At 31.3% G+C, this 15,176-nt stretch carries 11 protein-coding genes and 1 pseudogene; 11 read left to right on the top strand and 1 reads right to left on the bottom strand.

Annotated elements, in window-relative coordinates; all coding sequences use genetic code 11:
* Nucleotides 1-294 precede the first annotated feature (294 nt).
* Both FYJ81_RS07360 and FYJ81_RS07355 read left to right on the top strand, forming a co-directional pair.
* Nucleotides 295-921, top strand: a complete 627-nt coding sequence (locus tag FYJ81_RS07360; protein ID WP_107385389.1) for a nitroreductase family protein — start codon at nt 295-297, stop codon at nt 919-921.
* Between the two features lie 376 nt (nt 922-1,297).
* Entirely contained in the window at nt 1,298-2,437 is a 1,140-nt protein-coding gene (locus FYJ81_RS07355) for a CapA family protein (protein ID WP_119517845.1), read from the top strand.
* A 105-nt stretch (nt 2,438-2,542) separates the two neighbouring features.
* On the opposite strand, the gene FYJ81_RS07350 is transcribed toward FYJ81_RS07355, so the two are convergent.
* Nucleotides 2,543-3,481, bottom strand: coding sequence for a nucleoside hydrolase (locus tag FYJ81_RS07350; protein ID WP_107504465.1), 939 nt, complete (start codon nt 3,479-3,481; stop codon nt 2,543-2,545).
* Nucleotides 3,482-3,693: 212 nt separating this feature from the next.
* Here FYJ81_RS07350 and FYJ81_RS07345 point away from each other — a divergent pair, with 212 nt between their 5' ends.
* The 9 genes and pseudogenes from FYJ81_RS07345 (at nt 3,694) to argJ (ending at nt 15,170) form a co-directional block, all read left to right on the top strand.
* Nucleotides 3,694-5,106: an MFS transporter gene (locus FYJ81_RS07345; protein WP_119517844.1), complete on the top strand. Its 1,413-nt coding sequence runs from the start codon at nt 3,694-3,696 to the stop codon at nt 5,104-5,106.
* A 346-nt stretch (nt 5,107-5,452) separates the two neighbouring features.
* Entirely contained in the window at nt 5,453-6,949 is a 1,497-nt protein-coding gene (locus FYJ81_RS07340) for a DUF6583 family protein (protein WP_107504466.1), read from the top strand.
* A gap of 19 nt (nt 6,950-6,968) precedes the next feature.
* Nucleotides 6,969-8,135, top strand: a complete 1,167-nt coding sequence (locus tag FYJ81_RS07335) for an ABC transporter permease (protein ID WP_107504467.1) — start codon at nt 6,969-6,971, stop codon at nt 8,133-8,135.
* Nucleotides 8,132-9,055, top strand: coding sequence for an ABC transporter permease (locus FYJ81_RS07330; protein WP_119517843.1), 924 nt, complete (start codon nt 8,132-8,134; stop codon nt 9,053-9,055). The genes FYJ81_RS07335 and FYJ81_RS07330 overlap by 4 nt, the downstream gene beginning before the upstream one ends.
* Nucleotides 9,056-9,065: 10 nt before the next feature.
* Nucleotides 9,066-9,731 (top strand): ABC transporter ATP-binding protein, encoded by a 666-nt coding sequence (locus FYJ81_RS07325; protein WP_107504469.1) that lies wholly within the window; start codon nt 9,066-9,068, stop codon nt 9,729-9,731.
* A gap of 201 nt (nt 9,732-9,932) precedes the next feature.
* Nucleotides 9,933-11,270, top strand: a complete 1,338-nt coding sequence (locus FYJ81_RS07320) for a gluconate:H+ symporter (RefSeq protein WP_119517842.1) — start codon at nt 9,933-9,935, stop codon at nt 11,268-11,270.
* A gap of 374 nt (nt 11,271-11,644) precedes the next feature.
* On the top strand, nt 11,645-12,844 hold the full coding sequence (rocD, locus tag FYJ81_RS07315) for an ornithine--oxo-acid transaminase (RefSeq protein WP_119517900.1): 1,200 nt from the start codon (nt 11,645-11,647) through the stop codon (nt 12,842-12,844).
* Between the two features lie 32 nt (nt 12,845-12,876).
* The gene (gene argC / locus FYJ81_RS07310) at nt 12,877-13,908 is read left to right on the top strand and encodes an N-acetyl-gamma-glutamyl-phosphate reductase (RefSeq protein WP_119517901.1); all 1,032 of its coding nucleotides are present in this window, start codon (nt 12,877-12,879) and stop codon (nt 13,906-13,908) included.
* 23 nt (nt 13,909-13,931) lie between these two features.
* Nucleotides 13,932-15,170, top strand: a pseudogene (gene argJ / locus FYJ81_RS07305) (bifunctional glutamate N-acetyltransferase/amino-acid acetyltransferase ArgJ).
* The last annotated feature ends 6 nt before the right edge of the window (nt 15,171-15,176 follow it).

Below are 15,176 nucleotides of genomic sequence, written 5' to 3'. Positions count from 1 at the left end.
TCACCGTTTGTGAGTTAAAACGGATTTATTTATTTTACTACAATATAAATATATATTCAAAACATCAACTATTGTTAATTCTAATTATACTTTATAAGACTTATTGAGAAAAATGTTTTTCTTAGTTTATTCATTGTTTTGATAAATCAAAAACTTCATTATAGGAAATTCATGAGTCAAAATAATGTTGATCTCGAAGTTTAAAAATCATTAAATTTTTAAACAGATGATTTGTAAAATATAACAAATTGCGTATAATTTGATTTTGTAAAAAAGACTAAGGAGAATTTTGAAATGAAAAATAATGATTTTGAAGATGTTGTACTAAATAGAAAATCTGTAAAAGTGTTTGATGAGCAAGTTAAAATTCCTAGATCAGAAATGGATGAGATGATACAAAAAGCAACAAAAGCGCCATCATCTGTGAATATGCAACCGTGGAGATTTTTAGTGGTTGAAAGTGAAGCAGGGAAAGAAAAATTGAAACCACTTGTTCGTTTTAATACACGCCAAAATGATACATCCGCAGCTATGGTTATTATATTTGGCGACATGCAAAATTATGAATATGGAGAAGATATTTATCATAATGCAGTTTTAAATGGTTATATGCCTGAAGAAGTAAAGGTTGAAATGTTAGGAAAAATATTGCCCTTATATAAAAGTTTAAATCGTTCAGAAATGAATGATATTATTAAAATTGATAGTAGTTTAGCAGCAATGCAATTTATGCTCGTCGCTAGATCTTATGGTTATGACACAAATCCAATTGGTGGTTTTGAAAAAGATCAAATTGCTGAAGCATTCGATTTAGACCCAGAACGCTTTGAACCAGTAATGATTGTTGCAATTGGAAAGGCTAAAAATCCTGGACATGACTCATACAGATTGTCAGCAGAAACTGTTACAAAATATGTTTAATAAATATAGTTTTGATAAAATTCGTCTAATTATTAGTTATAATTTAGATAATAGACAAGTCATTATTGATAAGTAACGTTGTCTAAATATGAATTTGCATTTTTAAAAGGATTAAAATTATAAATTAATAAAGACAATAAGAGTTTAGACGAAAAATTTGATACTCAAAAATAAGCACGCGAACCCTATTTGGGTTCGCGTGTTTATTTTTAAAGTACTTATTACACAATATAAAATTCATTTGAATATATGTAATAAAAGCTTAACTTGTTAAAGTTTGTTATGCTATAAATAGTTTATAAATATATGAAGCGATTGAATTTATAATTTGAAAAACATTTCAACAATTTATGTTGTATTGAAGGGGTTTTAGGTGATGAGATATAAAGTTTTACTTCCTTTATTGTTTTTATGTTTTATCGTAGTTAGTGCCTGCTGTTTATTAAATATTAAGCATTTGAACCATAATGTTTCATTTTATGCAGTGGGAGATAATTTAATTCATCCAGAAGTATATAATGATGCTTCGGTGAACAATGGAAATTTTGATTTTAAACCAATGTATAGTCATTTAAAAAAAGATATTGAAACTTCAGATATAGCTTATATAAATCAAGAATCTCCCATTGGTGGAGATAGTAAAGGTTTGTCCGGATTTAAGCGATTTAATACGCCAGAAGCTATAGCAAAAGATTTATCTGATACAGGGTTCAATTTAGTGAACGGTGCTAATAATCATGCATTAGATCAAGGGACGAGCGGACTTATGAATGAAATTGCGCTTTGGAAACAATTTGATGATATTGAATATTTTGGGACATACAATTCGCAAAATAATAGAGATGAAATTCAAATCATGAATAAGAACGATATTAATATAGCTTTATTGAGTTATACATATGGCACGAATGATATTCAATCTGATAAACCATATTTCATTAATTATTTTGATGAAAAACAAATTAAAAAAGATGTAGCTAAGGCCAAAAAACAAAGTGATGTTGTTATCGTTTCAGCGCATTGGGGTAATGAAGGCAAACATAACCCAAATAAAACACAAAAGAAATATGCGAAAGTGTTTGCGGATGCTGGGGTAGATGTAGTGATTGGGACACACCCCCATGTCATTCAACCTGTGAAGTGGGTTAAAGGTAAAAATAATCATAAAACACTAGTGGCTTATTCCCTGGGAAATTTTTTGAATGGTCAGGCAACAGGTGATGAAAACAATGTACTGGGAGGCAATTTAACGTTCAATATTGAAAAGTCTCCGAAACAAACTAAAATTAATCAGGTCAAATGGAAATCACTGGTAACACATTATGAGCTAGAACCTACGTTGTATAAAAATAAGAAACAAAATTTTAAAATGTATCCATTGAATCAATATAATAATGAATTAGCTCATAGGCATGGGTTAAATCAAACAAAGCAAGGTGACGTTAACGTACAACGTTTAGAGGAAATCACTAAAGCACATATTGATCCTGCATTTTTAACAGAAGAAAGTTTCTGATTATTAACTGCTTATAAAATCAAAGCATATATTTTTAAGTATAAAAAGAAGAAGCATAATCAATTCACATATTTTGATTATGCTTCTTCTTTGATTTACATATATTTATTTTACTTGCTTAGCTAAATTTGTGATGTAATTAAAGAAACTATCATGTTCAACATGATGTACCACAGAAACTAATCGGCCATTTTCTTCATCGATATATGTACTTCCTTGACTAGGGCCATCAACATGCACAGAAGTTTTAACGTCATGTTGTTTTACTAAGTCTGGTTTGCCTATGTAAGCAGTTGTTAAAACATCCCATAAGAAATATGTAGAATTTGTTTGGAAATGTGTGAGCGGAGGCACTGCAGCATAACTTACACCTAAAAAATCAACACCGGTATACGCACGTTCGTTTGCCCACATTTGTCTGATATCCCAAGTCATAGGTACTTGATTTGTACTTTCTAAAGCGACCATATCAATTTTTAGCGTTGAATCAAAAATAGTTTTAACTGCTTCAGGATCCCAAAATGCATTCCATTCAGCTGTACCGTCATGTTCGGGTTCTTCAACATTACCTTTATCTAAAAATGTGCCTCCCATCCATACTAAGCGTTCAATGTTATTTACGAGTTTTGGTTCGATAGTGATAGCTTTAGCTAAATCCGTAAGCGGTCCAGTAAATAATAAAGTGACTTTTTCATCGCTTGCGCTCACTTTTTCTATAATATCTTCATATGCTGCGTGTTTTAGCAATTTGGAGTGTTGCGAAGTAGGTTCATTCAGTATGGGTAAAGCATCCATAAAGAATGCATGCATACGCCAATCTTTAGGAAATGGATTTTTGCCGCGTTCTTTCGATGCTGCTACATGGATAGGCGTTGATGAAAAACGATTTATAATTTTTCGTGAAGCACTCACAGCTGGTTCTACATAGCTATCAGCGCCAATTGCACTGACACCAATCAAATCAATTTCTTCCATTTGAATTAATAAAAAAAGTGAGACTAAATCATCTACACCACCGTCATGGTTAAAATAAACTTTTTTCATAAAATGTAATCCTCCGAATTTAATGATTTTTAATCATTATACCAAACTCAGTTATTAGAAATAGTTCATTCAACAAAAGTTCATAAATCTTAAGAACGCTATATTAATAGTCATTGAGTAGGAAAATTCTGAAAATAGAGAATGAAAGTGTTTATATATACGCGTAAAGGTTATGTTATATCTATGGAAATAAATAAGGGGTGTTTTTATTTGTGAAGTTTAAAAAAGAAAAAGTGAATCATGTAGATTCTAATCAAGCTAAAAAAGGTGTAGTAGCAACGGGGATAGGTAACGCAATCGAATGGTTTGATTTTGGATTGTATGCACAATTGGCAGTAGTTATCAGTGCGAATTTCTTTGGTAATTTACCACAAGAAATGCAAATTGTGTCAACCTTTGCCGTCTTTGCTTTTGCATTTATTGTAAGACCAATTGGAGGAATATTTTTTAGTCATTTGGGAGATAAATATGGTAGAAAAATCGTTTTATCTACAACCATTTTATTGATGGCTGCCTCTACATTAATGCTAGGTTTGTTACCAACGCAAGAACAAATTGGAATTTGGGCACCAATACTCTTATTAGTAGTTCGAATGATTCAATCATTCTCCACTGGTGGTGAATATGCAGGAGCAATGACTTATATTGCTGAAACATCTCCAGATAAAACAAGAGGTAAATTAGGTAGCGGACTTGAAGTAGGAACACTTGCAGGGAATATATTAGCTGCAATACTTGCTGGTACAATGTATAGTTTGTTGAATGACCAACAGATGGCTGAATGGGGATGGAGAATTCCATTTATCATAGCAGCACCATTAGGTATTGTAGGTATTATACTTCGTTCAAGTCTTGACGAAAGTCCAGCCTATGAGTCTACACTAGAAGAACAAAAAGAATTAGAATATTCATATTTAGATATCTTTAAATATTACTGGAAAGATGTTGTTGTTTGTTTTACTGGTGTAGCTTTCTTAAATGTAGCTAATTACATGGTATTGTCATATATGCCTTCGTTCTTGAATACGACGATTAATTTAGGTGGAACGATGGGCTCAATATTAAGTACGATTACCATGTTACTCATGATACCAGCCGTATTTTTCTTCGGATGGTATAGTGATAAAATTGGAAATAAACGGACGATTATATTTGGTTTAGTAGGCTTTAGTTTATTCTCAGTGTTAGCTTTTTGGTTAATGAGTATCCCAATTTTGCCTTTAGTAGTCTTAGGTTTATTTATTATTGCACTATTTATGTCAACATTTGAAGGTGTTATGCCTTCAGTGTTACCAAGTATGTTCCATACTAAAGTTAGATTGCGTACACTGTCGCTTGTATATAATATAGGTGCTGCTATTTTTGGTGGTCTAACACCATTTATCCTTTCTACACTAGTAGAAACAACCGGCCAACAAATTGCACCTTCCTACTATTTAATGTTTATAAATATAGTTGGACTAATTATCTTTGTAACAATGTTCAAATCAACATCTAATAAATCTTTAAGAGGATCATATCCTAATGTAGAATCACAGGAAGATTACGAAGACGTGATTCAAAATCCAAAAGATGCATTATGGTGGGAAAAAGAAGTTAAACATGAAAAAAATAGCACAACATAGAGTGACTGAAATCACAATTTTTCAATTATACATTTTAAAATTTAGAGCTTAAGATTGAGCCTCAAAGATTGCTGATGAAAGTAATCTTTGAGGCTCATTTTATTCTCATATTGTAATTCGTTGGTTATGAATATATTACAAATTAAGAGAAGATGTAAAAATATCAATTATATATGTATTGTGTGCACAATTGATTGGATGTAATGATATATTACATTTATTAAAAATGTTTAGTAATTAATTTAAAGCGCAAGTAAAAAATAAAAGAAAAATCAAATAAATAAATTATTATTAAGCCTTTTGTGGTATTATTAAAACAATCAAAGTTAATGGGAGGTTGAAGGGTATGTCTAAAACAGTAAAAATTATTATCTCAGTTGTAATTGGTGTGCTTTTAATTGCCGGTATTGGGGGCGCCGCTTATTACTTTATTACCAAAAATACACCTAAAAACACATATTTATTGAGCGAAAAGGAAACAGCTAACCAATTTCAAGAATATGCTAAGGATCGATTTGAAAATGAATTTAAATTTCAAGATAAAATGAAAGATGAATCATATTTAATCGATTTAAAAGCAAATGCTGATGTTCCAAAAAGTTTATTAGAATCATCAGGTATTCCTAAATCTGTCGCGGATGCTTCTGAAATAGGATTGACAGTGGGACACGATCCTAAAAAAGAAAAATCAGTTTTAGCTTTAAATCCAACGATAGCTGACAATGAAATTGGGAAGTTTCAATGGGCAGCAGACAAAGATAATCAATATTATGCATCACCATTGTTTAATGATATTTACAAAGCTAAAAATGACGAACTTGTAGACGTTTATGAAAAAATAACTGGAGATACATCAAGCACAACAGGTAAAGAGAGTGTATTGACAAATGATACATTAAACTTAAACTCATTATTATCAGGGTCTCAAATTTCACAAAAAGATATAGAAAAAATAAGTAGTAAATATACAGATGTTGTCATAGATAAATTAGACAAAGATAATTTTGAAAAAGAAAATGCTACGATTGATGTAGATGGTGATGAAAAAGATGTTAAGAAAGTAACTTTGAAACTTAGCAAAGGTGAAACAAAAGCAATCGTGAAATCAGTTTTGGAAAAAGCTAAGAAAGATAAAGATATTAAAAAAATTGCAGAAGATCAATTCAAAACAGAAGATTATGAAGATAAAATTGATGAAGCTATACAAGAAGTGAAAGATCAAGATAAAAATGATTTTCCAAGTATTAAATCTGTGATTTGGGAAGAAGATAATCTGATTTTAAAACGTGAATTAACTGCTAAAGATAAAAATGATTCAGAGGTAAAATTAGCAGGAACGAATCAAATTGATGATGACAAATTAGCTATGAATTATAAAATTACTGCAGATGATACTGAGCTATCATTGAAAGGTAAATCAACAAAAGACGATGATAAATATAAAGATAATTATACTATTGGAGCTAATGAAAGTTACAAGAAATCTACGATAAAACTATCAAACAATGAAACTCAAGATGGTGACAAACGTACAGATAAAGGTAAAGTGAGCGTCGATGCAAATTATCGCAAAACTGAATTTGAATATCATAATAATTTAGAAACCGACGTGAAAAATAATACACAAAAACAAGATTTCAAATTAACTACAGACGTTCAATATCAACCAGTAACATTTAATATCAAAGGTGAGACAAAACTTAAAGACGATATTAAATTTGAAAAATCAGGTGCTAAAGATTTAAATGAATTGTCCGATAGTGATTTAAAAAAATTACAAAAGGAAATTTCTAAAAAAACAGAAGGTATCGTTAAAGATTTAGCAAAAGATTTTAAAAAATAACTAAAAGGAGAGTGGTAAAATGAAAACATTACAATTGTTTCGCATTTACCACTCTTTTTTATTAAAAAAATGGCATTTACTACTATACTTATTAATTATAGTTGTAGGGTTATTTGCTACTTTAATAGTGATTCAACAATTAAATCAAGATAATGAGAAATTTAGAATTGGTGTTGTTGATAAAGATCAGTCTCCAGAAACGCAAATCATATTGAAATCACTAGGTGACGGTGCCAATTTGGGGAAGGATATTAGCATAAAAAAGTATAATCAAAAAGTAGCTGAAAAAAAGTTAGAAAATAAAACTTTAGAGGGTTATTATGTTTTTGAAAAAGGTATGACACATGATTTTTATAAAAATGGAAGTTTGCCCATTTCAGTACATACATATGATAAACAATCTACAAAAAGTCTAGTTATTAATCAGTTAACAGATTCAGTATATCAAAGACTCATGCTATCGATGGGTGGCGGTCTAAGTTATACAACATTGTCATCACATAATGATAAAGATCATACATTGATGTTATTAACAGATCTATTGTTTACGGGACTAAACCGTACTGGTGCATTTGATTATGAACCTATACATATATATGACAGTGTAAGTTATTATGTAATCACGACTTATTTAGCGTCTATTTATATTTTCGCTTTGTCATTATTTACCATTTTAAAAATGAACCAAACGACGGCGTTGTGGTCAAGGTTAAGCATGCATCATTTTTCTTTTGAAAAATTAACGTTGATTAGAAGTATATTCACGCTATTTTATACAGGATTATGGACATTTTTCGGTGCGCTTTGGTTGATTAAATCCATACCTAATCAATTTGAAAGTTATAATTGGTTAACGATTGTAATTCAACTTAGTTACTATGTCTTGATGATTATTATTTGGTTAACCATTATTGATTTAATTGCTTTTAAATGGATGAACTATGCACTAAAAATTATATTGAGTACATTGATTATTGTATTATCAGGGATGACGATACCAACAATTTATTTTAAACATTCTATTTTGGGTATGGTTGATTACTTACCGTTTAGTTTTGTAACAAATCAAATGCTAGAAATTGTATTGAATAATTATATTTTAGATGTACCAATAACTTTTTATAGTAGTCTATTTATATCAATTTTTATCTTAGTCTTGATAGTGATTGGGAGGTATCGCTCATGATTCAACCCTATTTCTTCATAGTTGTTAAAAAACAGTGGAAACAACATTTAGCCTTTATCTGTATCTTATTAATCTCTTTAATTGCTATATGGGGTGTATATAAAACGCTAAATAAATCATTTCAAATTCCTGTGGCAGTTCAAGATTTAGATCAATCAGAAGCTTCAAAAAGCTTAATCAAAAGCATCACAAGTAACGAATACATTACTAAAATCGAAGTGCCAGCAGAAGAAACATATTTGGATGAATATATAGAAAGAAAAGAAGCGATTGTAAGTTTACAAATACCGAAAAATTACAGTCAACAGTTACATGACAATCGTTTGAAAGAAACCATTTTATTGTATGGAAGAGATGATTTTATTGGTGATATTACTTTAGAAATTATAAGTATGTCATTATATGAACAACAGATACCTAACATCGTTAAAAGTCATCTAGATGATAATGGTGATCGTACATCCTTGACTAGAGTGAATAAAATATTGGATGACAAGACACCTCAATCGCAAATTGCACATTATTTTGTGAAGTCACATTCAGAAACTTCTATATCATTGAGTGTTATTTTTGCGATATTGTTGTGTATCAGTAGTGTGCAAATTATTTTGCACCAAAGATTAAAACAGAACGGTCCGTTGATTAGAATTTTTTTAGTACAATTTAGTCAGTTAAGATTGTATGTTACATACATACTTATACATGCAATTTTGTTGCTAATGACATTAATTATAAGCGCATTATTGTTTCATCAGTCACTATCATGGATATTTTATTTAAAATCACTTTTCATCATTGTATTATTTGAAGCAGGTGTTGCGTATCTATTATTTAAAATTAACACACTGAGTCATAGGTTATTTATGACGTTTATATATGCGCTTGTCATGAGTGTGATTTATGTCTTTATACAAATTTAGGAGTGATGGGATGATAGCATTAAAACATGTGCAGAAGAAATATCATAATAAAACAATTTTTCAATCTCTAAATATGAAGTTAGAAAATCAACAATTAACTGTGCTATTAGGTGAAAATGGTGCTGGCAAATCGACATTATTAAGAATGCTTTCGGGGTTAGAAAAACCCGATCAAGGTGAAATTACGTACTTTGGGAAAAAGTTATCTAAAAAACAATTACAAGCAATGATTGGATATGTACCACAAGATATTGCGTTATTTGAGCATATGACTGTCGCAGAAAACATCAATTGTTTTAAAGCTTTATGTAAAAACGCAATATCGGACGCGCTAATTACAAAATATATGGAACAATTAAATATTGATGATTTGGACATTACTGTTTCTCGTCTATCTGGAGGAACGAAACGTAAAGTAAATGTATTAATTGGTTTATTGAACAACCCACAAGTTCTCATATTAGACGAACCTACGGTAGGTATAGATTTGAAATCAAGGTTTGATATTCATAATTTACTCAATCAAATGAAGCGAAATTGTTTGATTATATTAACAACACATCATTTAGATGAGGTAGAGGCACTGGCTGATTGTATTAAAGTCATAGGTGTCGATCCTTTTTATAAAAAAGTATTATCAGATAAACAATGGCAATTTGAAAGTTATCAGAATTAACTTTAGTTTCAAGATAATTTGACCATTCACTCCTAAAAAGCACGCGCAAGGTAAAATTCAACCATTTGCTTTGCAAGTGCTTCTTAATTTTTATGAAGCTTAAACCCTCAAAATAACAACGTTGTTATTTTAAAATAAAAGGTGTATAATATATGTTTATGAATACGTTTTCATAAAATTGGTTTGACTGGGGGACTTAAATTGTCATTTGTGAGTGAGCATTTACCGATAATATCACTTATTATTGGCGTAGCGTTATTATTATTCTTAAATATTAAATTAAAGGTTAACAGTATTTTTTCTTTGATTTTTGCAGCTATTGCTGTTGGCTTATTGAACGGTATGAAGCCGATGGTAATATTAGATACAATTAAAGAAGGATTAGGTTCAACGTTAGGTAGTCTCGCGCTTATTATTGGATTTGGTGCAATTTTAGGTAAGTTAATGGTCGACTCAGGCGCGGCTCAGCGAATAGCTACTACGTTAATTAATAAATTTGGTGCAAAGCATGTACATTGGGCATTGATTATTATTGGCGCTGTCTTTGGTATTTCTGTATTTTATGAAGTAGCCTTTATGATTTTAGCCCCTTTAGTGATCAGTATTGCGGTTGAAGCTAAAATACCATTTATGAAATTAGCTATTACTATGGTTGCCGCAACGACACTTTCTCATAGTTTATTTCCACCTCAAGCAGGTCCAACTGCATTGGTAGATGCTTATCATGCTGATATGGGAATGGTATACATTTTAGGAATGATTGTCTTTATTCCTGGCGTGATAATTGCAGGTATTCTTTTGCCAAAAATGATGAAAAATTTAAATTATCCTGTGCCACCATTGTTACAGAAAAATAAAGAATTTAGTGAAAGTGAAATGCCTAGTTTTGGAATGAGTTTATTAATACCATTAATTCCTGCTATTTTAATTTCACTTTCAACAATATTAAGTATGTTTATAACTAAAGACACTTTATGGCATGAAATTGTATCATTTTTTGGGAGTGCAGAAATTAGTCTTATAATCGCAATTCTTACATCAATTGTTGTCTTTGGATTAAGAAAAGGTAAAAAGATGGATGAATTGATGAAATCTTTTGAAAGTGGGTTGAAAGGTGTAGCAACGATTATATTTATTGTTGGTGCTGGTGGTGCATTTAAAGAAATCATTTTAAAAGCAAATGTAGGTGATTATATTGCGGGAATAATGCAAAATACAAATATTTCACCACTTATCATGGCGTGGTTAATTACAGCACTTATTCGTATTGCTACAGGACAAGGCGTGGTGTCGGCAATAACTGCAGCTGGAATTGTAGGGCCATTAATTCCTACATTTAATGTTAATCCAGTATTGATGGTTTTAGCAACTGCTGCTGGTAGTAACACGATTACGCATGTGAATGATGCATCATTTTGGTTATTTAAAGAATATTTTAATATAACGATTAAAGATACATTTAAAACTTGGGGGCTTTTATTATTTACATCTTCTATTGTTGGTTTGGTCATTGTATTAATCATGGATTTGTTTATGTAAAGTAACAATAGTATGAGCGGAATAAAAAATGGTGATTTTTCCGCTCTATACCCCTTTGTTAGTTATTTAATGTGGCATTTCACTTAAATATATCCTTTACCGCAATTGTTAAAACGACTAAATGTATAATTTGAATGATAGGTACGAATATTATCTTAAATATTAAATGATGATATGCAAATTGTATACAATGATTTATGTGCATCTATTGAATTTTTATAATTTTGATAGATGCTTTTTTGGTTGTTTTAAAGCCTTTAAATATATTTTTATAAAAAATTATTTAAATAAACCTTTGACTTATTATATTTAAAAGTGTAATATTCATGAATATTAATACAAATATTAGAATAATAATAAGGTTGGTGTATTTAATGAATGAGTTATTCGAATTAACAGATCAATATAGTTCAAATAATTATAGTCCTTTGAAATTAGCATTAGCCAAAGGTAAAGGTGCGCAAGTATGGGATGTTGAAGGTAAGCGATATATTGATTGTATAGCAGGATTTTCAGTAGTGAATCAAGGACATTGTCATCCGAAAATTATAGAAGCATTTCAAGCACAAAGCGAGCAAATAACTATGGTATCACGTGCCTTATATAGTAATAACTTAGGACAATGGGAAGAAAAAATTTGTAAGTTAGCAAATAAAGACAAAGTACTACCTATGAATACTGGGACTGAAGCTGTGGAAACAGCAATTAAAATTGCACGAAAATGGGGCTCAGATGTCAAAGGTATTAAAGAAAATGAAAGTGAAATCATTGCTATGAAAGGTAACTTTCATGGTCGTACATTAGGGTCTTTATCTTTATCTGCCCAAGATAATTACAAAGAAGGGTTTGGCCCATTGCTAGATAATATTAATTATATAGAATTTGGAGATATTGAACATTTGAAAGTATTGATTAATGATAATACATCGGCCATTATTTTAGAACCGATTCAAGGTGAAGGCGGCGTGAATATTCCTCCAAACTATTTTATTCAAGAAGTGCGTAATTTATGTAATCAACATAATATTTTATTCATTGCCGATGAAATACAGGTTGGACTAGGTAGGACAGGCAAGATGTTTGCTATGGAATGGGAAGGTGTAGAGCCCGATATTTATTTACTCGGTAAATCATTGGGCGGCGGACTTTACCCTATTTCAGCTATCTTAGCAAATGAAACAATCATGAATGTCTTAACACCCGGCACACATGGTTCTACATTTGGCGGTAATCCACTTGCATGTGCAGTATCGATGGCAGCCATAGATGTTTTGCTAGACGAAAACTTAATTGAACGTTCCGCTGAATTAGGCCAAACATTGCTGAACCATTTACAACTTATTGATAGTCCAATCATTGATGATGTCAGAGGGAGAGGGTTATTTATCGGTATTGAATTAACAGAACAAGCGCAGCCCTATTGCTTGGAAATGATAGAAAAAGGTGTGTTGTGTAAAGAAACACAAGGCAATGTAATTAGAATTGCACCACCGTTAGTTATTAATGAAGATGAGATTAACCAAATTGCTGAAGTGATTAAAGAAGTGCTTGAAAAAAATAAAATAGCACATTAAAAATTCCGAATATTCAGAAAGGTATGAATCAGATGATAACAGTTGGAATAGTAGGCGGAAGCGGTTATGGTGCGGTAGAACTTATACGTTTATTACAACATCATCCTAACGTCGTAATTAAATATGTATTTTCACATTCTAAGATTGATGAACCAATCAGTAAAACATTTCCGCATTTAAACCATATCGCACTTAATTATACTGAATTAAATGAACAAGCGACGTCTTGTGATGTTATATTTTTTGCAACACCTTCCAATGTCAGCAAACATTTAGCACCAAATTTAATTAATAAAGGTATTAAAGTGATTGATTTGTCAGGGGATTTTAGGTTGACGGATAGAAATCTATATCAAACATTTTATGGTGAAGCAGCTGCAGAACAAGCACTTTTAGATAAGGCGCTTTATAGTATTGCAGAGTGGAGTGAAATAGATCCACAACGCACAAATTTGATAGCAAATCCTGGTTGTTTTCCTACTTCTATTTTATTAGCTTTACATCCTCTGATTGCTCAAAATGTAATCGATATTCAATCAATTATTATTGATTCAAAAACGGGTGTTTCAGGAGCAGGCCGTTCATTAGCACAACATGTGCATTACGCTGAAATGAATGAAAATTTTAGTGCTTATGCAATTGGAAACCACAAACATAAACCAGAGATAGAACAGTATATATCTAAAATTGCAGGAACAAAGTGTAATGTGATGTTTACGCCGCATTTAGTACCGATGACAAGAGGTATTTTATCTACAATTTATGTGAAGTTAAACGAATATACGACAGCTGAGCATTTACATGCTATTTATAAAAATGATTATGGACAGAAACCATTTATAAGAATTAGAGACTTAGGAGAATACCCTAAAACAAAAGAAGTGTATGGTAGTAATTTTTGCGATATAGGTCTATATGTAGATGAAAAAAATCAAAGAGCTGTCATCGTATCAGTGATAGATAATTTAGTTAAAGGTGCTAGTGGTCAAGCAATCCAAAATTTAAATTTACTTTATGGTTTAGATGAGGCAACTGGTTTGAATCAGTTACCAATTTATCCTTAATAAGATCCGAAAGGAGAGATGAGATGAAAGATATTGAAACAATAGATACACTCAATCAAATTACTGTAGATATTAATGGTGATGTAGGATCACCATTGGGCTTTATAGCTGGTGGTTTTCATGCTGGTTTAAGAAGAAAGAAAAAAGATTTTGGTTGGATTTATTCTACGACAGAAGCAACTGCAGCAGGTGTATATACCCTTAATCGTTTCAAAGCGGCACCTCTTAAAGTAACTGAAGATAGTATCAGCATCAATCAAACATTGCAGGCAGTTGTAGTTAATTCAGCAAATGCGAATTCATGCACTGGAGATAGAGGTATACAAGATGCGAAAGATACGCAAAGTTGGGTAGCTGAACGATTAAACATAGAACCACATCATGTTGGTATTGCTTCGACAGGGGTTATTGGTTCGTTTTTACCTATGGATAAAATAAAACATGGCGTCGATCATGTTTTACAAGATTCGTTTAATCAGAGTGAATATTTTAATCAATCGATTTTAACGACAGATACGACCACGAAACATTTGTCTGTAAAAGTAGACATAGATAATCAAACAGTGACAATTGGTGGCACTGCAAAAGGATCTGGAATGATACATCCTAACATGGCGACTATGCTAGGTTTTATAACGACAGATGCAAAAGTTGATAGTAAGGCATTGAATCAATGTTTAAGTCAAACTACAGATCACTCTTTTAATATGATAACCGTTGATGGTGATTCTAGTACGAATGACATGGTCTTATGTATGGCAAATGGTCAAGCTAATCATCATTCGTTAGATGAAAATCATCCTGAGTGGCAAAAATTTGTTTATGCTATCAATTATGTTGCACGTTATTTGGCTCAGTCGATTGCAAAAGATGGTGAAGGCGCTACAAAATTGGTGACAGCTAAGGTTAAAGGTGCAATAGATATTCATGAGGCTAGAAAAATGGCGAAAAGCATTGTTTCATCTAACTTAGTTAAAACAGCAATTCATGGTGAAGATGCAAATTTTGGAAGAATTGTAACAGCGATGGGCTAAGCATCAAAATATATAGACCCTAATGCAACCAATGTGAAATTATGCCAAGTTTCTGTGGTTAAACAAGGCATGTCGGTGGCATTTGATGAAGCTTATTTAAAACAACAATTGGAAGCAGATAACATCGTTATAGAGGCTACTGTAGGTGATGGAGAAGGAGAAGCTACCGCTTATGGTTGTGACTTATCATATGAATACGTGCGCATAAATGCGTCGTATAGAACTTAAGAGGTG

The sequence above is a fragment of the Staphylococcus sp. McC-251-APC-3A2 genome (assembly GCF_009695665.1).
In the GTDB taxonomy this organism is placed as follows: domain Bacteria; phylum Bacillota; class Bacilli; order Staphylococcales; family Staphylococcaceae; genus Staphylococcus; species Staphylococcus cohnii.
Note: the sequence above shows the minus strand (reverse complement) of the source record. Positions and strands in the feature narration are given on the sequence as shown.